General features: G+C 72.1%; 19 protein-coding genes and 2 tRNA genes. 5 read left to right on the top strand and 16 right to left on the bottom strand.

The features are described 5' to 3' along the window. Nucleotides 1–66: 66 nt before the first annotated feature. The 8 genes from ACZ60T_RS23175 to ACZ60T_RS23140 form a co-directional block, all read right to left on the bottom strand. Nucleotides 67–140 (bottom strand) — tRNA-Lys (locus tag ACZ60T_RS23175). After that, nucleotides 131–766, bottom strand: coding sequence for a hypothetical protein (locus ACZ60T_RS23170; protein WP_469667584.1), 636 nt, complete (start codon nucleotides 764–766; stop codon nucleotides 131–133). Before ACZ60T_RS23170 ends, ACZ60T_RS23175 begins: the two co-directional genes overlap by 10 nt. 157 nt (nucleotides 767–923) lie before the next feature. After that, complete coding sequence (locus ACZ60T_RS23165; RefSeq protein ID WP_365618698.1) at nucleotides 924–1,289, bottom strand: hypothetical protein; 366 nt, start codon at nucleotides 1,287–1,289, stop codon at nucleotides 924–926. Between the two features lie 98 nt (nucleotides 1,290–1,387). Further along, nucleotides 1,388–2,752: an AAA domain-containing protein gene (locus ACZ60T_RS23160; RefSeq protein ID WP_469667582.1), complete on the bottom strand. Its 1,365-nt coding sequence runs from the start codon at nucleotides 2,750–2,752 to the stop codon at nucleotides 1,388–1,390. After that, nucleotides 2,749–4,386: a hypothetical protein gene (locus ACZ60T_RS23155; RefSeq protein ID WP_469667581.1), complete on the bottom strand. Its 1,638-nt coding sequence runs from the start codon at nucleotides 4,384–4,386 to the stop codon at nucleotides 2,749–2,751. The genes ACZ60T_RS23160 and ACZ60T_RS23155 overlap by 4 nt, the downstream gene beginning before the upstream one ends. Beyond that, complete coding sequence (locus ACZ60T_RS23150) at nucleotides 4,377–5,561, bottom strand: hypothetical protein (RefSeq protein WP_469667702.1); 1,185 nt, start codon at nucleotides 5,559–5,561, stop codon at nucleotides 4,377–4,379. The genes ACZ60T_RS23155 and ACZ60T_RS23150 overlap by 10 nt, the downstream gene beginning before the upstream one ends. Continuing rightward, on the bottom strand, nucleotides 5,515–6,465 hold the full coding sequence (locus ACZ60T_RS23145; RefSeq protein WP_365618706.1) for a phosphatase PAP2 family protein: 951 nt from the start codon (nucleotides 6,463–6,465) through the stop codon (nucleotides 5,515–5,517). The genes ACZ60T_RS23150 and ACZ60T_RS23145 overlap by 47 nt, the downstream gene beginning before the upstream one ends. Nucleotides 6,466–6,563: 98 nt before the next feature. Then, complete coding sequence (locus tag ACZ60T_RS23140) at nucleotides 6,564–8,060, bottom strand: hypothetical protein (protein WP_469667580.1); 1,497 nt, start codon at nucleotides 8,058–8,060, stop codon at nucleotides 6,564–6,566. 312 nt (nucleotides 8,061–8,372) lie between these two features. On the opposite strand from ACZ60T_RS23140, the gene ACZ60T_RS23135 reads away from it, so the two are divergent. Then, nucleotides 8,373–8,816 (top strand): hypothetical protein, encoded by a 444-nt coding sequence (locus tag ACZ60T_RS23135; RefSeq protein ID WP_469667578.1) that lies wholly within the window; start codon nucleotides 8,373–8,375, stop codon nucleotides 8,814–8,816. A gap of 131 nt (nucleotides 8,817–8,947) precedes the next feature. On the opposite strand, the gene ACZ60T_RS23130 is transcribed toward ACZ60T_RS23135, so the two are convergent. Next, a complete protein-coding gene (locus ACZ60T_RS23130; RefSeq protein WP_469667577.1) occupies nucleotides 8,948–9,244 on the bottom strand; it encodes a hypothetical protein in 297 nt (98 codons plus the stop codon). Between the two features lie 255 nt (nucleotides 9,245–9,499). On the opposite strand from ACZ60T_RS23130, the gene ACZ60T_RS23125 reads away from it, so the two are divergent. Together ACZ60T_RS23125 and ACZ60T_RS23120 are read left to right on the top strand one after the other, a co-directional pair. Then, a complete protein-coding gene (locus tag ACZ60T_RS23125) occupies nucleotides 9,500–10,474 on the top strand; it encodes a hypothetical protein (RefSeq protein ID WP_469667576.1) in 975 nt (324 codons plus the stop codon). A 42-nt stretch (nucleotides 10,475–10,516) separates the two neighbouring features. After that, nucleotides 10,517–11,383, top strand: a complete 867-nt coding sequence (locus ACZ60T_RS23120) for a spermidine synthase (RefSeq protein WP_365618718.1) — start codon at nucleotides 10,517–10,519, stop codon at nucleotides 11,381–11,383. Between the two features lie 212 nt (nucleotides 11,384–11,595). Here the strand turns inward: ACZ60T_RS23120 and ACZ60T_RS23115 are convergent, their stop codons facing one another. The 4 genes from ACZ60T_RS23115 to ACZ60T_RS23100 form a co-directional block, all read right to left on the bottom strand. Beyond that, nucleotides 11,596–13,023, bottom strand: coding sequence for a GH1 family beta-glucosidase (locus ACZ60T_RS23115; RefSeq protein WP_469667574.1), 1,428 nt, complete (start codon nucleotides 13,021–13,023; stop codon nucleotides 11,596–11,598). 149 nt (nucleotides 13,024–13,172) lie between these two features. Further along, the gene (locus ACZ60T_RS23110; RefSeq protein ID WP_469667573.1) at nucleotides 13,173–14,090 is read right to left on the bottom strand and encodes a carbohydrate ABC transporter permease; all 918 of its coding nucleotides are present in this window, start codon (nucleotides 14,088–14,090) and stop codon (nucleotides 13,173–13,175) included. Then, complete coding sequence (locus tag ACZ60T_RS23105) at nucleotides 14,087–15,109, bottom strand: carbohydrate ABC transporter permease (protein ID WP_469667701.1); 1,023 nt, start codon at nucleotides 15,107–15,109, stop codon at nucleotides 14,087–14,089. Before ACZ60T_RS23105 ends, ACZ60T_RS23110 begins: the two co-directional genes overlap by 4 nt. A gap of 5 nt (nucleotides 15,110–15,114) precedes the next feature. Further along, complete coding sequence (locus tag ACZ60T_RS23100) at nucleotides 15,115–16,434, bottom strand: ABC transporter substrate-binding protein (protein WP_469667571.1); 1,320 nt, start codon at nucleotides 16,432–16,434, stop codon at nucleotides 15,115–15,117. Between the two features lie 371 nt (nucleotides 16,435–16,805). Here ACZ60T_RS23100 and ACZ60T_RS23095 point away from each other — a divergent pair, with 371 nt between their 5' ends. Further along, entirely contained in the window at nucleotides 16,806–17,861 is a 1,056-nt protein-coding gene (locus ACZ60T_RS23095) for a LacI family DNA-binding transcriptional regulator (RefSeq protein ID WP_469667569.1), read from the top strand. A gap of 121 nt (nucleotides 17,862–17,982) precedes the next feature. Further along, on the top strand, nucleotides 17,983–18,798 hold the full coding sequence (locus ACZ60T_RS23090) for an SAM-dependent methyltransferase (protein WP_469667567.1): 816 nt from the start codon (nucleotides 17,983–17,985) through the stop codon (nucleotides 18,796–18,798). A gap of 61 nt (nucleotides 18,799–18,859) precedes the next feature. Here the strand turns inward: ACZ60T_RS23090 and ACZ60T_RS23085 are convergent. The 3 genes from ACZ60T_RS23085 to ACZ60T_RS23075 all read right to left on the bottom strand — a co-directional run bounded on the left by ACZ60T_RS23085 (nucleotide 18,860) and on the right by ACZ60T_RS23075 (nucleotide 21,046). Further along, nucleotides 18,860–18,932, bottom strand: a tRNA-His gene (locus ACZ60T_RS23085). Nucleotides 18,933–19,043: 111 nt separating this feature from the next. Beyond that, nucleotides 19,044–19,646, bottom strand: coding sequence for an oligoribonuclease (orn, locus tag ACZ60T_RS23080; RefSeq protein WP_365618732.1), 603 nt, complete (start codon nucleotides 19,644–19,646; stop codon nucleotides 19,044–19,046). A gap of 164 nt (nucleotides 19,647–19,810) precedes the next feature. Then, complete coding sequence (locus tag ACZ60T_RS23075) at nucleotides 19,811–21,046, bottom strand: helix-turn-helix domain-containing protein (protein ID WP_365618735.1); 1,236 nt, start codon at nucleotides 21,044–21,046, stop codon at nucleotides 19,811–19,813. Nucleotides 21,047–21,401: the final 355 nt, after the last annotated feature.

The raw sequence follows: 21,401 nt of genomic DNA, 5'->3' as shown, positions 1-21,401 counted from the left end.
GCGCAGAACACGAAGATGGCGACCCAGGTTCGCGTAGTCCGCGAACATGGATCGCCATCGTCATCGTGCGCCGCCAGGGACTCGAACCCCGGACCCGCTGATTAAGAGTCAGCTGCTCTAACCAACTGAGCTAGCGGCGCTTGCTGACGTCGTAGACCTTAGCACCCTGATTGGGGGGAGGTGAAATCGAAATCTGGGCCGCGCGGGCCGCTCGGACGGCCGCCCACAGGAGGACTTCCGGGCCCGGGAGCCAGGGGCGGCGGGTGTCGGGGGCGACGAGCCAGCGGGAGGCGAGCGGGGGCCGGTCGGCCGTGGAGTGGACCGCGGGGAGGGTCACGGCGTCGCCGGTGCCGTGGCACAGGAGCGGCGGCAGCGCGTGGGCGCGGGTGGTCCCGGTGGGGCTGCGGTGGTCGTTCCACTCCTCCCAGCCGAGCAGGGTGGGCAGCCGTCGGGCGGTGCCGGGCGCCGCGAACAGCAGCATGCGGCCCCGGTGGACGGCGACGGGCCCGGAGCCGGGACCCTCGTCCCAGAGCCGGTCCAGCATGCGGCGCCCGAAGATCGCGGGCGCGTTGACGATGTCGAACGCGGTGCCGCAGGGCAGCACCACCGGGGCGCCGGGGCGCTCGGCCCACGAGTGCGGCGCCGCACCGGGACGCGCCAGTGCCGAGGCCAGCCACGCGGCGCCGTCCGGAGTGACGCCCGTGCGGTCGTACCCCTCGGGCAGGGGCGTACGGGCGGTGGCGGGGGACGGCGTTCGGCTGCTCATGCGGTCAGATCTACCGGCGGGGTGCGGCGGGCTCGCGAAAGTCGCGGAAATCCGGGACAGGAGGGGGCGGGGCCGGGTACCTTGCCGCGCGGTATATGCCGGGTTCGGTCCGTGTGCCTGCCGGTCCGGTCCGTGTATATGCCGGGTCCGGCCGTGCTCAGCCCAGGTTCTCCGGGCCGCTCGCGTCGCCGCCGCGCAGCAGATCGCGGCCGAACTCCACCATCTTCAGCGCGTAGTCCTCGGTCCACTCGGCGTGATCGCCGATGGCCGCCGGGCTCAGCCGGTCCAGGCGGCGCGGGTCCGCGAGCTGGGCCGCGGCGATCGCCTGGAACTCCACCGCGCGGTCGGCGGCGGCGCGGAACGCCTGCGCCAGCTCCGTAGCGCGCGCCAGCAGGGTCCGCGGGTCCTCGATCGACTCCAGGTCGAAGAAGTGCTCCGGATCGGAGGCCGCTTCCGCGGGCTCGAAGAGCAGGGGCGCGGGGCGTAGCCGCGGCTCGTTCCGACGCGGCGTGGGCTCCGCCATGTCTTCTCCTCCTCGTACGGTTTCGGTGGCACCCTCGGGGGGCCACCGTCCATTGTCGCGCGACCGCACAAGGGGGCACTGTCGAGCGGGCGCGCCGGTCAGGGGCGCCAGGGCACCCTGTGCTCCGACCACTGGTCCCAGGTGGACATCATGGCCTCCCAGCCGTCCGGGAACTTCACCGTCACGCCCAGTTGCACCGGCTCCGTCGAGGGGTGGTCGTCCAGGAGCCGGGTCACCCCCGCCCGGCAGACCACGATGCACGCGTGCCGGTGCCGGGAGGCGAGGACGCACAGGCGGCCCGTCTCCAGATGGAACGCGGTCGCGTCCGGGCGGCCCGACAGCGGATGCAGCACCACGGTCACATCGAACTCCCGGCCCTGGAGCCGGTTCGCCGTGTCCACCGTCACCTCCGGCACCCCGAGGTCCGCCAGCGCGGCGCGCACCGCCGCCGCCTGGTCCCGGTGGGCCGTCCCGACGGCGATACGGTCCGCGGTCAGCGCCACCGGTTCCGCGGACCGCTCCGAGGTCGCCGCGCCGCCCCGGTCGAGCAGCCGCCGTACGACCTGGGCCACCGCCCGCACCGCCTCGGGGTCCGTCCGCGGGGTGTGCCGGGCGGGCAGCTCCAGCAGCCCCCAGCCCGTCTCGGCCGCCTCGTCGATCACCCGGTCGGGGCCCGAGCCGTCCGAGGCCACCGCGAACGCGAGCCGCCGGTCCCCGTGGTCCGTACCGCTGCGGAAGCGCGTGTACGGGTAGAACGCGTCCGACACCAGTGGCGCGGCCGACGCCGGCAGCCGCCAGGACACCGGCAGCCGGTGCTGGGGCAGCTCGGGGTTGTGGGCCAGGAGCGTCGAGACCGCGGACGCCGACGGGTCGTACGACAGCCCGGCCCACTGCTCCGCGCCCACGATCGCGAACGGGTCCAACTGGCCGGGGTCGCCGACGAACAGCGCCCGTTCGAACAGACCGGCCACCGCCAGCAGCGCGTCCGAGCGCATCTGGTACGCCTCGTCCACGATCGCGTGCCGCCACGGCTCGACGCCCTTGACGTGCGCCCACTTGGCCGCCGTCGAGATGACGACGTCCAGGCCCGCCAGATCGCCCGCCTTCGCGGACTTGCGGACGTTCGGCAGCGCGTCGAGCGCCTTGTCGTACGGGTCGGGGTCGCTGCTGTGCAGTCGGCCGACCGGCAGGTCGGGGTTCTTCTCCGCCAGCCGCAGCACCAGATCGTCGACCTGCGCGTTGGTCTGCGCGATCACCATCAACGGGCGCCCGGCAGTCGCGAGTTCGAGCGCGGCGCGGACGACGAGCGTCGACTTCCCGGCGCCGGGCGGGGAGTCCACGACGACCCCGCGGTGCGTGCCGTGCAGCGTGTCGCGCAGGATCGCCTCGGTGGCGCGGGTGGCCTCGGCTCCCGGGTCGAAGGCAGGGCCGCGGTCGCCGTCCGCCGCGTACAGCGTGGTCACAGGACGTCCTCCTCGGTCACCGCGTCCGGATACGTCGTCGCGTCGGCGTCGCCCGGCGGCCCGCCGTGCGTCCACGGCGTCTCCTCCGGCTCGGGCAGCTTCGCCCCGCCGCGCTGCTCGTGCTCGAAGAGCGTGAAGCAGAGGCGGTCGCCCTTCTCGGGGACGGACCCGGCCTCCGGTTCCTTGCCGCGGCCCATCTTGTCGAGGACGCGCAGGACCACGAGAGCGTCCGCCCCGTCGTCGCCCGGTCCCTCCGATCCCGCCGATCCTTCCGCGCCCTCGTATCCGACGAACTCGGCCGCCTGCGGCTTGCCGTTCAGCGACCGGTACACCTTCGTGCGCTCCCCGAGATGCGGCCGGTCGTCGGTCCGCAGGGTCACCAGGGGGCGCGGGCTCGGTCGCTTCCCCTCGCTGTAGGTCATCACCACGTCCAGCACCTCGCCCGCGAACGCCTCCCCGGCGAGCCGCCGCCCGGCCATGACCAGCGGGTCGTCGAGCGCCTCCTGGGCTTCCAGCCGGGCCTGTTCACGCTCGCGCGTGGCGAGCTTGTTCGCCGCGGTGACCGCGTCGTCGCGGCGCGGCTGCGGCGGTTCCCCTGCGGCGACGCGGTCGCGATGCGCGGTGAACGACCAGCGGTCGCGCGTCCACCGGTCCGTGACATGGCCCCCCTCGGGCAGCGCCCGCAGCAGATCGAGCCCGTGCCACACCGCGTCCCACGTGGGGCGCGTACGACTGGCGACGAGGTCGCGGATCTCCCGCTCGGCGGCGGTCAGTTCACCGAAGCGGTCGTCCGCCTCGACCCCGTCCTCGGCGGCGGCGAACCGGGTGCGCGCCCGGTCGTAGCGCTCGATGGACGGGGCGAGCAGCTTGTTGTCGAAGGCCGGGTCGGTGGCGGGCCCGGCCGGTGGGCACAGCAACTGGCCGTCCGTGTCCCGCGCCAGTTCGGCGCGCACCGCCGCGTCCGCGCCCGAGTCGCCGTCCGGCGGGTCGATCCAGGCGAGCAGGGCGCCCAGATGCTGGTCCTCCAGGCTGGACTGGCCCGTCGCCCAGTGCCGCGTCAGCACCTCGGTGAGCGCGAGCAGCAGCGACGAGCCGGGGACCCGGGCGCGCTCGCCGTAGTGCGTGAGCCAGCGGCCCAGCAGCGGGACGCGCGGCGGCGCCGGATGCGAGGTCTCGGGGTCCTGCTCGGCGGTGCGGCGAAAGCGCATGGAGCGGCCGAGGAGCCGTACGAACTCGATGCCCGCCCGGCTCGGCACGACGATCTGCGGGGCGTCCGCGCACAGGTCGACCTCGACCTTGACCCGCTTGCCGGTGGTCGGGTCGGTCTCGCTGCGCTCGGCGGTCTCGACCGCGTCGGCGTACGCGTCGACACAGGGCAGGACGATGTCCGCGAGGTCGGCGAGGAACGCGAACCGCAGGTCGCGGTCGCGCGGTTGGGGCACCACGAGCAGCCGGGGCGCGTCCCGTTCCGTGCCGACGAGCGCTCCGAGCGGGGCCCCGGCCTCGCCCGCGGTGGTGAGCGGTACGAGGACGAGGGGCCGCTCGGACAGATGCCGGTGCCGGACGGTGGCGGCGGGCTGGGCGCGGCCCGAGCGGACGGCCTCCAGCCGGGCGAGCGCGGTGATCAGTGACATACGGCGACCTCCCGGCCCGCGCGGGCTTCCGCGCTGCCCGGGTGTGCCGCCGCGCTGCTCGCGAGGGCCTCCGCGCGCAGTTCGGCTGCCCGGCGCAGCGCCGCCACCGCCGGGTCGGCCGGGTCACCGGCCTCGCCGTGGGCGGCGGCCAGCACCTCGTCCACCGTCGTCAGACCGCCCAACTCGGCGCGCAGCGACCGCCCCACGGCCGTCACCGCTCCCTGGGCGCGGGAGCGGGCGCGGCAGTGGAAGGCCAGTTCGCAGGCGGAGAGGCACTCGGGGGCGTACGCCGCCGGGACCGTCTCGACGGCGGCCTCCAGCGCCTCCTGGGGGAGGTCGGGCGCGAAGCACATGCCCTCGGGGAGGGTGTCGGTGATCTCCTCGATGCGCGTGAGGCGGGCCAGTTGGCGCCGCGTGACCGCGCGCTGCTTGCGGATGTCGACGGGGGAGGCCGTGGGCAGGTTGGAGAAGTCCTTGGGACAGACGAGCAGGACGCGGTGGCGGACCTCGGGCTCTTCGGCGTGACCGTGCGCGCCCAGGCGGGCGGCTACCTCCTCCAGCGCCAGGACGTACACCGCGGACTGGCGGGCGGCGGCGCCCACCTTCGCCGGGTCCGCCGAACCGTCCAGCAGCGGGAAGGACTTGATCTCCACCACGCTCCACCTGCCGTCCGGGTGGACGACCACCGCGTCCGGCTCCAGGAACGCGGGGGAGCCCGCCACGTCGAGGGCGAGCATGGGGTGGTCGAGCAGCGCCCAGCGGCGCGCCTCCGTGGCCTCGCGCAGCGCCAGTTCCGTACGGCCCGCGCGGCCTTCCGGGCCGACGGCCGTGAGGTCGGGGACGAGGGCGCCGGTGGGGGGCTCGGCGGTCGGGTCCAGCTTCTCGTGCACCAGGCGCAGCAGTTCGGCGCCGCCGTCCGCCTTGACCCGGGCCTCGAACGCGTTGCCCCGCATGAAGGCGAACTGCGACTGCCCGAACGACGAGGGCGCGCCCAGCGCGTTCGCCAGCGCCGCCTTGTTCACCCCCGCGCCGTCCAGGAGCGCGCGCCGTCTGCACCCGGGGTTCGCGGCGAGCGCGGCGAGGGCGCGCGCGTCGAGCGCCTTCAGGGGGACGGACGGGCCGCGCAGCTCAGCGAGTCGGTGCCGCAGCGTCGCCCGCGTCCGCGGGGGAGGCACCCGGTTCGGCTCCCTGCTCGTGGTCGGCGACGCGCTGTCGGGGAATTCGCTCACCCGTCGAAGTCTGGCATCCACCACTGACAACGGGGGAACCGGAGGCCGGTGCGGGGACCGTGACGGGGGTGGACCGCGTCCGCAGCCGGGCCCTGAGCAGGGCCTGCGCCCGCGTCACCGGGCGGGTCAGCAGATAGCCGACGCCCATCACGGCACAGCCCGCGACCGCGTCGAGGAAGTAGTGGTTGGCGGTGCCCATCACGATGACGGCGGTCAGCAGCGGATACAGGACGCCGATGGTCCTGGCCGTGCGCGTGCCGCCGTGGCGCCACAGCATCACTCCGCACCACAGCGCCCAGCCGACGTGCAGGCTCGGCATCGCCGCGTACTGGTTCGTCATGCCGCCGAGGCCACGTGGCGCGCTCGCCTCGCCGCCCCACCAGCCGTACGAGCTGTACTGGGCCATGGTGTCGACGAACCCGTGGCCGGCGTCGAGCAGGCGGGGCGGGCAGGTCGGCAGCAGGGTGAAGCCGATCAGGCCGATGAGCGTGGACGTCATCAGCCAGGTGCGGGCCGCGCGGTAGACGGCCGCCCGGCGTCGGTAGAGCCATATGAGCACCACGGGGGTGACCAGGTAGTGCAGGGACGCGTACCAGAAGTCGGCGGGTATGCCGAGCCAGGCCTCGCGGGTGAAGAGACGGTTCAGCGGATGCTCCGCGTTGAGGCGGAGCGCCTGCTCTATGCGCAGGATCGCCAGGCCGTGGTCGACGGCGGTGGAGACATCACCCCGCGCGAGGAGCCGGCCCGCGGAGTACGAGGCGTACACCACGAGGATCAACGGCAGCTCGGTCCACCAGCGCAGCAGGAGGGGTGGGCTCGCCCCGGTGCCCGGTGTCTCGGCCTGCGGCATCCGATTCCGCCCTCCCCCTCGCTGCTGTGTGTGACCCGGTGGTCCGGTCGTGCCACCTTACGGTCTGCGCGCCCACCCCCGTGGGGCGCCCCCGGACCTCATAGACGCCACATCGGCACCCCGGGTTGCGCATCGGAACGACCCGACGCCTTCGCCGGTGCCGGGACGGTCGCGGAGGCGGTCCGCACCCGGGTGCGCGGCAGCGAGGCGTGGCGGTCCAGGAACGCCGACACCCCCGTCGCGCGGCGGTGCGGCAGCAGTACCCGGGCCGTGCCCGCGAGCATCGTCCGGATCCTGGACGACTGGACCTCCTCCAGCAGCGCCAGGACGCGCAGTCCGGCCGCCGCCGCCTCGTCGGGGTGGCCGCCGCGGGCCAGGTCGTCGGCCAGCTCCGCCGTGAACAGGGCGGTGTTCCGGGTGAAGTGCGGGTCCAGGAGCTGGGTGGCGCGCAGGGCGTGCCGGGCCGCGCGCGTCCAGTCGCCGAGCGTCGACCAGCACTGGGCCTCCAGCCCTTCCAGCTCGGCCTCCCCGAAGAAGGTCATCCACTCGGGGTCCGCGTCCACGGAGCCCCGCCCGAAGTAGGCCTGCGCCCGGACCAGGGCCTGCTCGCAGCCCGCGCGGTCCGCGAGCCCCGCCCAGCCGCCCGCCTCGCGCAGCGCCAGCAGCGACAGCAGACGGTGCGAGCCGAGCGGGCGGGCCGCGCGCTGGGCCGCCTGCGCCGCGCGTACGGCCTCCCGCGGCCGGCCCGCGTCGCGCGCGAGGAACGCCGTGTTGCAGAACGCGTGCGCCTCCAGGGCGGCGTCCCCGCACATCCGGGAGGTCGCGAGCGCCTCCGCGTAGTGCGAGCGGGCGTCGTCGAAGCGCCCCGAGTCGTGCGCCAACCACCCGACCGAGATGGCCAGTTCGCCCGCTCCCGCGTACAGCCGGTCGGTGACCGTCTGCCGGGTCGTCCCCGCGTCGAGCAGGGAGTACGCGGTACGCAGCGGGGCCGCGGCCCGCCGGTAGAGGCCGTCCGCGCCGTGCCGGTCGTCGAGGACGCGGATGTTGCGGACGGCGTCCTCCAGCGCGCTCGCCTCGGACGAGCCCGCGCGGTGGACGGGACGGTCGGCGGCCATCGCCGGGTCGTCGGACAGGAGCCCGAGCGGGCCCAGGGAGACGGCCGCCGCGGTGGCGGTGCCGCCGGTCATGAATGCGCGACGCCGCACGTCGCTCTCCTCGTGGTTCTGGTCGTCGTACGCGTGCTCGTCGTACGACGCGTGCGTCTCGTAGGTGTCTTGTGTGTCATACGTGGGGGGTGCCGGGGCGGTGGTGCGTGCCCCTCGGCCGCGGACCGCGGAGCGGGGGGCGAAGCCCAGGTCCGCGAGCGTGTGGTCGGGGAACATATGCAGGAACACCCGTTCGTAGGCGTAGTTGGGGCAACGGATCTCTCCTGCCTCGACGCGTCCGATGTACCGCGCGTCACAACTGACCCGCTCGCCGATCTCGCGCGCGGCACGTCGTACGGCCGCGGCGAACTCGCTCGGGGAGCGCTGTCCGCGCAGCCGCCGGAAGGCGGGATTCGGCCGTGGTGGCCGGGGTGAAGGGGACGAGGTCATGGCCGGGCCCTCTCGTGCGAACCGTCGAACCACGCCGGATTCGGGATGAGTCGTCCGCGAGGTGCGTGGTGCCGGTGGCTGGAGGGCCACCGGTGGGTTCCCTGCGTCCGGCGGTGCAAGAACGTACCTGCCTCGCGGGTGTCATCATGCGAGGTTTAGCTACAAACCGGATATCTCACGCGTGATCTGCCATGAACTGCCATCCTTTGCGGCAGTGTTGTGCCGTAGCCCTTGACGTCCCCGGGCGTTGGACTCCATGGACCGGGAGCCGCCCGAACTCCCGACCCAGCTCACCTGCCGAGGAGGGGTTCAGTGTCGGACGCCGGGATGCAGACCAGGCAGAGCGCGCAGTTCCGTGGCCGGCCGTCGAGCGCGCGGCAGGTGCCGCAGCGCGGCGCACCGCCGCAGCAGGGCCCCGACCTGGTGACCGTACCGGCCCGGCAGGGCCTCGAAGCCGTCGACATCCTGCGCCGCGGGGCGGCCGACCGTGTCGGGCCCGTCCTCCACGACGACGACTGCGACACCCTCGGCTTCCTGGTCCCGCCCGGCACGGCGGACGCGTGGGACGTCCCGGGCAGCACCTGCACCCAGACCCAGGGCCGCGGCATGAGCCTCGTCGCCCCGGAACCCCCGCTCAAGGGCACGGGCTGGCTCCTCCCGCCCGGCGACGCGGACACGGCCACGGACCCGACGGTCCTGCGCGAGGCCCTCGGCGAGGCGGCCCGGCTGATCCAGGCGGCGGACGACTGCTGGTAGGCCCTCGGCGGTCCGGCCCTCCTCCCAGCCTCTCGCGGTGAACCGCAGCAGGAAGGGCGAGGCGGTCACCGCGTTCCCGGACAGGAAGGACACGTTCTTCCGGCCGAGCAACTCGGGGTGCTGCACCGAACTCAGGCCGCGCACACGGTCCTCGACGAGCGCGTGCACGGCGCCGTACCCCGCCGAGCGCGCCCTCGTGGGCGCGTTCCCGCGGACGGCAGGCGGCCGCTCTTCGCGAGATGCCGCTCGATGCCGGCCACCACGGCCGCCCGGGTGGCCTGGCCGTCGGCCAACCGCCGGATGTCGGCCGCGACATGGCGCTGCCGCCGCCGCCACTCCTCCGCCTCGCGTACGTCGTTGAGGCAACCGCTCAGCGGTCTGTCCGGGTATTCGTCGATGCCGACGAACAGGGCGTATACCGTGCGCATGAGGTGATCCTGTCAGGGCAAGTGGGGTGCGGGCAGGGCGAATACGGGGCGTATACCGGGCGACTTCGCGCGACCCCATGTCCCGTTCGTCTTACGCCCCGTTGACTGGGACTGAGCAATCGGTCACCACCGTTCGACACCGGGAAGGACAGCAGCGTGAGTTTCGGGGGGCACAACCCGTATCAGCAGCCTTGGCCGCCGAACGGCGGTCCGTACGGTCCGTACGCACCGCCACCGGCGGGACCGGGACCCACCGTGCCTCCGTACCCGTACGGTCCGCCGCAGCCGGGCCCGTACACGTATCCGCCGGCGCCGGGCCTGCCCCCGTACGGTCCGCAGCCGCCGCACGTTCCGCTCCGGCAGCGGCTGCGTGACGACGAATGGCCGACGCTCGCCGGGTTGCTCAGGGGCGGGCGGCAGCGGATCCACGGTTGTGTGTGGGCGGCGCTGCTGTTGCCGTGCACCTGGGGGCTGTTCATGCCGTTGCTGGTCGCCTACCCGTTGGCCCGGTCGGCCCGCAACAGGGCCCGGCGGATCTTCCCGGCGCGGGCGCACCGTCGTATCGAGGACCCCGAGGTGATGCGCGTCCAGAAGGCGCGCGCCTGGAGCGCCGGTGTCATGTCGCTCCTCATCCTCGCCGCGTACGGCAAGCCGGGAGACGTGAGCGAGGCCCAGGAGCAGTTCTTCATGCGGCTGACGGTGACCCCGTGGCTGCTCCTGCTCACGGCCCCCGTCGTGGTCGCGCTGCTCTTCCGCTGGGCCCCGCCGCATGTGCGGCACACCATGCGACCGCAGGTGCGCAGAGCGGGGCGGTCGGCGCTCTGCTACTTCGGCGCCCTCTTCCTGATTCCCCTGCTCGGATGGGCGACGATCCAGGCCATGCCGTGGACGACGGCGCACGTCCGCTCTCCGGCCCTCCAGGTGCCCGCCGTGGCCGTCATGTTCATCCCCATGATCTGGGCCGTGCTGTTCGTGGTGTTCGCCTCCCGGCCCGCGGTCCGCAGCGCCTTCAACACCTCCGAGGTGCATGCCGCGCTGCCCGCGCTGCTCACCGGGGTCCTGGTGTGGGAGTTCATGATCATCAGTCTGTTCGCGGGCGGTCTGCCGCCCGGTCCGCCGCTGATCCAGATCGCGACGGTGATCGGCGGTCCCGCGTCGGTGACGGCCATCGCCTGGTGGGAGATCCGCCGTCTGCGCACCCGCCACGGAGTCGTGCTGCGGGGCTACTGACCGGATGTGCCGTGACCGCCGACGCGCCCCGATAATAGGGAGATGGGCAGGTCACGGAACACACGGCGCAAGGAAGCCGTCGAGGTCGTCGTCGAAGCGGTGGACGGCGGGCTCGCGGAGCTGGTACCCGACCGCGACCGTGCGCGTGCCTGGACGCTCCTCATCGACGGGGCCCCGCAGTCGCACGTCGACCTCGACGACCCCGCGTATCTGAGCTTCGAGTACCAGCGCCGCCTCGGCCATGTCATCGACCTGGCCGCCCCGCCCGGCCGTCCCCTGCACGTCGTGCATCTCGGCGGCGGCGCGTTCACCCTCGCCCGCTACACCGCCGCCACCCGCCCCCGCTCCACCCAGCAGATCGTCGAACGGGACGCCGCGCTCGTCCAACTGGTGCGCCGCGCCCTGCCGTTGGACCCGGGCGCCCGGATCAGGGTGCGCTCCATGGACGCCCGTGCGGGGCTCGCCAAGGTGCCGGACGGCTGGGCGGACCTGGTCATCACCGATGTGTTCAGCGGCGCGCGCACCCCGGCGCATCTGACCTCGGTCGAGTTCCTCACGGACGTCCGCAGGGCGCTGAAGGACGGCGGTCTGTACGCGGCCAACCTCGCCGACGGCCCGCCGCTCGCCCATCTGCGGAGCCAGATCTCGACCGCGGCGGCCGTCTTCCCCGAACTCGCGCTCGTCGCCGACCCGGCCGTGCTGCGCGGGCGGCGCTTCGGCAACGCGGTGCTCGTCGGCTCCGGCCACCCGATCCCGGTCGCCGAACTGACCCGCCGCGCCGCCTCGGACCCGCACTCCGCGCGCGTGGAGCACGGCAGGGCGCTGCTCGACTTCACCGGCGGCGCCCCGGCGGTCACGGACGCCGCGGCGGTGGCCTCCCCGGCACCCCCGCCCTCGGTCTTCCACTGAGGCCGGCGCCGGGGGCGCGGCACCCCCCTCCCGCGCCGCGCCCCCGACTGCTAGGGCCTCTCGTTTGGATCATGCCGGGCTCGCGGGGTCTGGCACCGCACCTCGCCGCGTTGTCGTCGGTTGGCAGGACTCCGCCCTGCCGCCCTCCTCCGCCTTGCGAAGCACGGCACCAGACCCCGCTCCCTGATCCGGCCTGATCCAAACGAAAGACCCTAGCCCTCCAGCGGCGGCAGCTCCCCCGTCCGCGCCGCCCGCCCGTACCACCGCGCGCTCGCCTTCGGGGTCCGCTTCAGCGTCGCGTAGTCCACGTGCACGATGCCGAACCGCTTCGCGTAGCCGAACGCCCACTCGAAGTTGTCCATCAGGGACCAGAGGTAGTAGCCGCGCACATCCGCGCCGTCCGTGATCGCCCGCCGGATCGCGGCGAGATGGCCGTGCAGATACGCGATCCGCTCCGGGTCGTCCACCTGTCCGTCCGGGCCCGGCACGTCCTCGTACGCCGCGCCGTTCTCCGTCACGTACAGCGGCAGGCCCGGCGCCTCCTGGCTGTAGCGCATGAGCAGTTCGTGCAGCCCGGTCGGGTCGACGGTCCAGCCCATCTCCGTCTGCTCGCCCGGGGTCTGGTGGAACGCCACGTCGTCCGCCCCCGGCCACGGCGAGTACACGCTCGCCCCGTGCCCGTCCGCCCGCGGCCGGTCCTTGTCCGCCGCCGAGGCCGCCGACACCAGTTCCGGGCGGTAGTAGTTGAGGCCCAGCGCGTCCAGCGGCTGATGGATCGCCTCCAGGTCCCCGGACTGGACGTAGGACCAGTCGGTGAGCTGCGCCGTCGCGTCCAGCAGGGTCTTCGGATAGGCGCCGTGCAGGATCGGGCCGTGGAAGACGCCGTTGGCGAGGTCGTCGATCTTCCGGGCCGCCGCGAGATCCGCGGGATCCTGCGAAACGGTGCGTACCACCGAGGAGTTGAGGCTCACGGCGACCGTGTTGCGGGCCGGCATCACCGACCTGAGCGCGGTGGTGCCGAGCCCATGGGCCAGGTTCAGATGGTGCGCCGCCCTCAGCGCGGACACCGCGTCCGTACGGCCCGGCGCGTGCACCCCGGAGCCGTAGCCGAGGAACGCGCTGCACCACGGCTCGTTCAGCGTGATCCACTGCTCCACGCGGTCGCCGAGCGCCTCGCCGACCATCTGCGCGTACTCGGCGAACCGGTACGCCGTGTCCCGCTGCGGCCAGCCGCCCGCGTCCTCCAGCTCCTGTGGCAGGTCCCAGTGGTAGAGGGTGACCGCGGGCTTGATGCCGTGCGCGAGCAGCTCGTCCACGAGGCGGCGGTAGAAGTCCAGGCCCCGCTGCACCGCAGGGCCCCGGCCCATCGGCTGCACCCGCGGCCAGGAGACCGAAAGACGGTACGCGGTGAGGCCCAACTCGGCCATCAGCGCGACGTCTTCGCGGTAGCGGTGGTAGTGGTCGACGGCGGTGTCACCGGTGTCGCCGTCCGCCGTCTTGCCCGGCGTATGGCTGAAGGTGTCCCAGATGGACGGGGTGCGGCCGTCCTCCCGCACCGCCCCCTCGATCTGGTACGCGGAGGTCGCCGTGCCCCAGAGGAAGGAGGGGGGAAAGGTCACCGGGGTAACGTTGTCAGACATGGAAGCGCTCCCATGGGTGGTCGTGGATAGCCGACGGATGGCCGGACAGGGGAGGGGCGGGGCCGGGGCGCCGGGACCCAGCGCCCCGGCGGGCACCAGGCCCCGTGGATCGGGTCAGGGCGCCAGGCCCCGTGGATCGGGTCAAGGCGTCAGCCCTTGACGGCGCCCTGCATGATGCCGCCCACGATCTGCTTGCCGAAGATCGCGAAGACCAGCAGCAGCGGCAGCGTGCCGAGCAGCGCGCCCGCCATGATCAGGGACTGGTCGGGGGTGTAGCCGCGGCCCAGGCCCGCGACCGCCACCTGCACGGTCGGATTGCCGTTCTGGGTCAGCACCAGGAACGGCCACAGGAAGTCGTTCCAGGTCTGGACGAACATCAGCATGCCGAGGACCGCCATCGCGGGCCGCGCCGCCGGGAACACCACGTGCCACACCACGCGCCAACTGCTCGCCCCGTCCACCCGGGCGGCCTCGATGATCTCGTCCGGCAGCGCCTGGATCAGATACTGCCGTATGAAGAACACGCCGAACGCGCTGACCAGCGAGGGCAGGATCACCGCCTGCAACTGATCGCTCCAGTCGAGCTTGGCGACCATCATGTACAGCGGGATCACGCTGAGTTGGGGCGGCACCATCATCGTGCCGATGACGATCAGCATCAGCGCGCCCCGGCCTCTGAAGCGCAGCTTGGCGAAGGCGAACCCGGCGATCGTCGACAGGAACACGATGGTCACGGCCGAAATGCCCGCCACCACCGTGGTGTTGAAGAACGCCTCGCCCAGATTGGCGTCCGACCAGGCGACCTTGATGTTGTGGAACAGGTTCGCGCCGAACCAGAAGGGCGGTGGCGTCTGCGCCAGCCGGTTGTTGTCGCGCGAGGCCGCGATCGCCGACCACACCAGCGGGAACAGCGAACCGAAGGCGAACAGCACCAACGCGACGTACGCGAGCGGACCGGCGTGGAACTGCCCACCGGCCCGCGACGCCTTGGACCGGCCGATGCGCCTGGGCCGTGGCGCCGCGCCCTGCGACCGGGCGTCCTCGGGCTTCGTCAGGGTCCTCGTCACGACCGGTTCTCCCCACTACTGGCGCGCAGCCGGCGCGAGATGACGTAGTTGACGATCCCGATCACGATGAGGATCAGGAACATCGTCCAGGCGATCGCGGAGGCCCGGCCCAGGTGCTGGTTCACCCAGCCCTGCTCGTACAGATACAGCCCCAGCGTCTGGAACTGGTGCTCGCCGCCACCCGACGCACCCTTGTTGGCGTCGAACAGCAGTGGCTCGCCGAAGAGTTGGCTCGCGCCGATGGTCGACACGACACAGGTGAACAGGATCGTCGGCCGCAGCGACGGCAGCGTGACATGGAAGAACTGCTGCCAGCGGCCGGCCCCGTCCAGGGCCGCCGACTCGTACAGATCCTGCGGGATGGCCTGCATCGCCGCCAGGTAGATCAGCGCGTTGTAGCCCGTCCAGCGCCAGATGACGATCGAGGAGACGGCGAGCTGGGAGGGCCACTTGTCGTTCTGCCAGTCGACGGCGTCGATCCCGACGAAGTGCAGCACCCAGTTGATCATCCCGTAGTCGCGCCCGAAGAGCAGGGCGAACACCAGCGAGGCCGCGGCGATCGACGTCGCGTACGGGGCGAGCAGCACGACGCGGTAGAAGGTCGAGCCGCGCAGCTTGTAGTTGAGGATATGGGCGAGTCCCATCGCCATCAGCAACTGCGGGACGGTCGAGATGATCCCGATGGTCAGGGTGTTCTTCGCCGCGTTCCAGAAGAAGTCGTCGTCGAAGATCCGGGTGTAGTTGCGCAGCCCCGCCCACTCCATGTCGGTCGGCGCCGTCAGCTCCACCGTGTGCAGCGAGGCCCACGCGGTGTAGAGCAACGGGAACAGCCCGAAGGCGAGGAAGAGCAGGAAGAACGGCGAGACGAACGCGTACGGGCTGAAGCGCATGTCCCGGCGCCAGCGGCGGGAGAGCCGTGCGCGGCGCCGCAGCTCCGCCTCGGTCGGTGTCCCGGGCGAGCGGCCCGGGGCCGCGCCCCCCTTCGCGGGGGGCGCGGCGGACTCGTGCCGGGTGGACATACCGGTCACTTGTCCAGGTTGTTGTCGATGGTCTTGAGGGCCGTCTTCCAGGCGTCCTCGGCCGACTTGCCCTTGGTCACGAGGAAGACGCCGTTGTCGGTCAGGCCCTGCTGGATGATCTGGTCCTTCGGGCCGTTGTACTGGACCGGGCTCGACTTGGCGGCCTCGGCGAAGATCGTGCCGATCGGGGCGTCACCGGTCATCTCGTTCTTCGCGCCGGTGACTTCGGGGAGGTTGTACGAGGCCTGCGCGCTCGGGAAGCTGCCCTGGACGCTGAACAGCTTCGCCTGCTGCGCGGGCGCGGTCAGCCAGGCGGCCAGCTCCTGGGCTTCCTTCACATGCTTGCCGGCCTTCGGCACGGCCAGGAAGGAGCCGCCCCAGTTACCGGACTTGGGCGCGGGGGCCACGTCCCACTTGCCCTTGGCGTCCGCGCTCGAATTGCCCTTGATGGTGCCGAGCATCCACGGCGGGCAGGCCACCGCGGCGAACTTCGAGTTGGCGATGGTCTGGTTCCAGGTCGGCTGGAACTGGGTCTGGGAGGCGACCAGTCCCTCCTTGGCCGCCTTCGCGGTCAGATCGAACGCGGCCTTGACCGCGGGGTTCGTCTTGTAGACGACCTCACCGGAGGCGTCGTAGAACTTCTCCTTCTCGCTGCTGAGGATCGCGTTCAGCATGCCGCCGGGGGAGTCCATGAAGGTGGTGCCCTTCGGCGCCTTCTTCTGGTACGTCTCACCGACGTCGACGAGCTTGCTCCAGTCACCGGCCCACATCTTGCCGAGCTGCTCGCGGTCGGTGGGCAGACCGGCCTTCTCGAAGAGGTCCTTGCGGTAGCAGATGGCCATCGGGCCCACGTCGGTGCCGAGACCGATCGTCTGCCCGTCCTTGGTGGTGGCCTGCTTCCACTTCCAGTCCAGGAAGTCGCCCTTGTTGACGCCCGAGACCTTGGAGAGGTCCTCGAACTTGGCCGCCTGGGTGTCGACCACCTCGGCGATGTTGCCGACCTCGACACCCTGGATGTCCTGGAGGCCGCTGCCGGTGGTGAGGTGGTTGACGAGCGCCGGGTAGTAGTTCTCGTTCCGCTCGGTGACGTTCTGGGTGATCTTGATGTCGGGGTGCGCCTTCTCGTACTCCGCGTAGAGTCCGGCCTCCTTGAAGCCGAAGGTGCCGAAGAGGCCGAGGCTGATCGTGGTCTTCCCCTTGCCGCCGCCGGAGTCGCCGTCGCTGCTGCCGCCGCCGTCGTCGGCACAGCCGGTCAGCAGACCGGCGCCCAGTGCGGCGATCGCCGCGAAGGCCAACGCTCTGTGGGCCGAGCGAGTACCTCGCATGTCGTCCTCCTGTTGCCCTGACGTACCGACCCCCCGGCCAACTACTGTGCTGCGCCCGTGAGTTGTCGCTGCGGCTCGGGCGGGGAACGTGCGGGATGTGTATGTGTCAGATGCTGTGGGAGCGCTCCCATAAGTGATGTGTTGAAGGGTCGTTGGTCCGAGCGGGGGTGTCAAGGGACCGAGCGAAGCGAACTGTCTTCAGTTACCGGAACGTTGGCAAAGCCAACTCTCGAGTGCCGTTCGCCGCCCATGAGTTGACGTCGACGCCGGGAAGTCGTCCGGGCCCGCCCGCGGATCCGGCCGGGCGGCGGCCCCGACGCTGCTGTTACATTCCAGGCCAGGCGGAGCGTGTGGGGTGACAGGAGGCGGCCATGGCAGGCCACGGAACGCGGGGCCGGAGTGGCCGGCGGCCGACCCTGGAAGAGGTCGCCGTGCTGGCGGGTGTGGGCCGTGGCACGGTCTCCCGGGTGATCAACGGTTCGCCCCGGGTCAGCGACGCGACCCGCGCGGCCGTCGAGGCGGCGGTCGCGGAGCTGGGGTACGTCCCGAACACGGCGGCGCGGGCGCTGGCCGCCAACCGTACGGACGCGATCGCCCTCGTCGTCCCCGAGCCCGAGACCCGCTTCTTCGCCGAGCCGTACTTCTCGGAGATGCTGCGCGGCGTGGGCGCGGAGCTGGCCGAGACGGAGATGCAGCTCCTGCTGATCTTCGCGGGCGGCGACCGTGAACGGCGCAGGCTGGCGCAGTATCTGGCGGCGCATCGGGTGGACGGCGTCCTGCTGGTCTCGGTCCACGCGGCTGACCCGCTGCCGGACCTCCTGGCCCAACTGGACATCCCCACCGTGATCAGCGGCCCCCGCTCGGAGCGGGAGACGCTGCCGTCGGTGGACTCGGACAACCACGGCGGCGGACGCTCGGCGGTCGAGCATCTGATCGCCCGGGGCCGCCGCTGTATCGCCACGATCACGGGCCCCTTCGACGTCTATGGCGCCCAGCGGCGCATCGACGGCTACCGGGCCGCCCTGCGCGACGCGGGCCGCGAGGTGGACGATGCCCTGATCGTCCCCGGTGACTTCACGGAGGAGGGCGGTCGCCGGGCGATGGACCGTCTGCTGGACCTCCGTCCGGAGGTGGACGCGGTGTTCGCCGAGTCGGACGTGATGGCGGCGGGCGCGCGCCAGGCGCTGCGCGCGGCGGGCCGTCGGATACCCGACGACGTGGCGCTGGTCGGGTACGACGACTCGGTGATCGCCCGGCACATGGACCCGCCCCTGACGAGCGTGCGCCAGCCCATCGAGGAGATGGGCCGGGCGATGATCGACCTGCTGCTCGAGGAGATAGCGGACCACCGCCCGGCGGCCTCGCGGGGCCTGGACCGCCGCCAGGTGGTGCTGCGCACGGAGCTGATGGTGCGGGCGTCGTCCTGAACCACGCGGGTCGTACGGGCCGAGGACACGCGGGACGGATGTGCGAACTGCCGTGCGAACAGGGCGAGTTGGATCTAGGTTGACTCCGAGATCTATTCGCTCGGCTGAGGAGAGTTCGCCCATGACCGACCACACGCCCATGTCCGGACCGGTGGTGAGCCGCACGATCGACACGTCGATGCCGCATTCGGCGCGGGTCTGGAACTACTGGCTGGGCGGCAAGGACAACTACCCGGTCGACGAAGAGGCCGGTGACGCCTACGCCGCCGTCTTCCCCGGCATCGTCGACGTCGCGCGCGGCAGCCGTGCCTTCCTCGGGCGCAGCATCCGCTATCTGGCCGGGGAGGCGGGCATCCGGCAGTTCCTGGACGTGGGGACGGGTCTGCCGACGGTGGACAACACCCATGAGGTCGCCCAGAGCGTCGCCCCGGACTCCCGGATCGTCTACGTCGACAACGACCCGCTGGTCCTCGCCCACGCGCGCGCCCTGCTCACCTCCACCCCCGAGGGTGCGACCGCGTACGTGGACGCCGATCTGTACGACCCGGAGCGCATCCTCGCGCGTGCCGCCGAGACGCTCGACCTGACCCGGCCCACGGCGCTGATCTTCAGTGGCATCCTCGGCCATGTCGGCGACTACGACGAGGCGTGCTCCATCGTCCGTCGGCTGATGGAAGGCCTGCCCTCCGGCAGCTATCTGTCCGTGAACGACGGCTCCCTCGGCATCGACCCGGAGTACGAGCGGGCCCAGGAGGCGTACAACAAGAGCGGCGCGATCCCGTACATCCTGCGTACGGTCGAGCAGATCACGGGCTTCTTCGACGGCCTGGAACTGGTGGAGCCGGGCGTCGTGACCCTGCCGCTATGGCGGCCGGAGGACGGTGCCGGGGAACCGGCGCTGCTCGGCGAGCACGGCGGACTCGGCCGCAAGCCCTGACGTCCCCGAAACGCAGTCAGCCGGTGACCCGTACTGCTCGGGTCACCGGCTGACTACTCAGGGTGAGTGACGGGACTCGAACCCGCGACATCCTGGACCACAACCAGGTGCTCTACCATCTGAGCTACACCCACCATGACCGGCGTTCTTCGGTTTCCCGTACCGGCCGAGAAAAAGTGTACAGGGTCCGAAGGGGTGCTCGCGCACGCGTTTCTCCGCGGCCGGTCCGGACCCTGTGCGGGACGTCAGTGCGCGGGCAGGACGTGCTTGGCCGCGATCGCGCGGGCCGTCTCCGAGTCGGGGCCCGGCTGGGGTACGAAGATCGCCTCCCGGTAGTAGCGCAACTCCGCGATCGACTCGCGGATGTCGGCCAGCGCCCGGTGGTTGCCGTTCTTCTCGGGGCTGTTGAAGTACGCCCGCGGATACCAGCGGCGGGCCAGCTCCTTGATGGAGCTGACGTCCACGATCCGGTAGTGGAGGTAGTCCTCCAGCGTCGGCATGTCGCGGCTCAGGAAGCCGCGGTCCGTACCGACGGAGTTGCCGCACAGCGGGGCCTTGCCCGGCTCCTTGACGTGCTCCCGTACGTAGGAGAGGACCTGCTCCTCGGCGTCGGCGAGCGTCGTGCCCGTCGCCAGCTCCTCGAGCAGCCCCGAGGCGGTGTGCATCTGGCGCACCACCTCCGGCATCGTCTCCAGCGCGGCGTCCGGCGGGCGGATCACGATGTCCACCCCCTCGCCGAGTACGTTCAGCTCGGAGTCGGTGACCAGCGCGGCCACCTCGATGAGCGCGTCGTCGGACAGCGAGAGTCCGGTCATCTCGCAGTCGATCCACACCATGCGATCGTTCATGTGTCCCACCTTATGGCCCAAGGGGTCCGGGCGGACCTGCCCTGCATGTGGGGAACATCGCGGACGGCATGCCGAAAGGGCGGGATCCGTGGTCCGCACCACATCGTGGATCCCGCCCGCGCTCGCGTTCTCGCTCGCCTGACGCCTACGCCTGACGCCCGCGGCTACGGCGCGCTGCGCTGGCCGGGCAGGCTCGGGCGGCCCGTCGAGTACAGCTCCGGCACACCCTTGCCCGGGTGTTCCGTGGACATGGACGCCGTCGGGCCGAGCGCGCTCGCCGCCGCCGTGCGGCGGGACTGCGCGGGGACCGGGGCGGCCTCCGGTACGACCTGCGGTGCCGCGGGTCCGGCCGGGCCGTCCGCCTCGACCGGCCGTTCCCCCTGCGGGCGGCGCGCCCGGTAGGCGGCGCGGTAGGCCGCGGGCGACGAGCCGAGCTGGCGCCGGAAGTGCCCGCGCAGCGCCACCGGGGAGCGGAAGCCGCAGCGCCCGGCCACCTCGTCGACCGAGTACTCGGAGGTCTCGAGCAGCCGCTGCGCCTGGAGCACCCGCTGGGTGATCAGCCACTGCAACGGCGCGCTCCCGGTGAGGGAGCGGAAGCGGCGGTCGAAGGTCCGCCGGCTCATGTACGCGCGTGCGGCGAGCGTCTCCACGTCGAACTGCTCGTGGAGATGCTCGAGGGCCCAGGCGACGACCTCGGCCAGCGGGTCGGCGCCGATCTCCTCGGGTAAAGACCTGTCGAGGTAGCGCTCCTGGCCGCCGGTGCGGCGCGGCGGGACCACCAGACGGCGGGCGAGCGCACCGGCCGCCTCGTTGCCGTGGTCCGTGCGCACGATGTGGAGGCAGAGGTCGATTCCGGCCGCCGTGCCCGCGGAGGTGAGCACATCGCCGTCGTCCACGAACAGTTCGCGCGGATCGACATGTACCGACGGATAGCGCTTGGCCAGCGTCGGCGCGTACATCCAGTGCGTGGTGGCCGGGCGTCCGTCCAGCAGCCCGGCGGCGGCCAGGACGAAGGCGCCCGTGCACAGCCCGACTATGCGGGCCCCCTCGTCGTGCGCGCGGCGCAGGGCGTCGAGCGCCTCCTCCGGCGGCGGCGAGGTGATGGATCGCCAGGCCGGCACGACGACCGTGCCCGCCCGCGAGATCGCCTCCAGGCCGTGCGGCGCGGTCAGTTCCAGGCCCCCTGTGGTCCGCAGTGGGCCTTCCTCGCCTGCGGCGACCAACAGCCGGTAGCGGGGAACTCCCGCGTCCTGGCGGTCGATTCCGAACACCGAAAGCGGTATGGAACTCTCGAAGATGGGGCCGCCGCTGAACAGCAGCACCGCGACGATCTCCTTGCGGCGTCGCCCGGATAGCTTCCGGGCCGCGGCATCCGATGCGGCAGTGGAGTCGTGGCTCATCCTGCTAAGCCCCCCTCGGTGGTCGCGGCTCCTCGGTTGTGTCGCTCCTGCACGTTTCCCCTCGGTCCTGCACGAGTTCCCCGCCGTAAGACAGTCATGATCGAATCTACTGTGTCCCGTGGCGCCGGCGTGGCCAGTTCACGATCCGGCACATTGTCGACATGGCAACTTGGCGTGAAGCATTCGATCACGAAGCGTTGCACTCGCGCGCCGCGCAGGGAAGTGCGCCTCGTCCCCGTGGCCAATCCCCGTAGGGTGCGCGAGCCCTTCGGGACCCTTTCAGTGCAGGTCGAACGGGGGGTGGGGGGCCGTTCGACCCAAGGAGGGAGGGGGGTGAGAACTTGGCTGAAAAGAG

The organism is Streptomyces sp. NPDC104371, from assembly GCF_055583785.1.
This window is presented reverse-complemented; position numbering and strand designations above follow the sequence as displayed.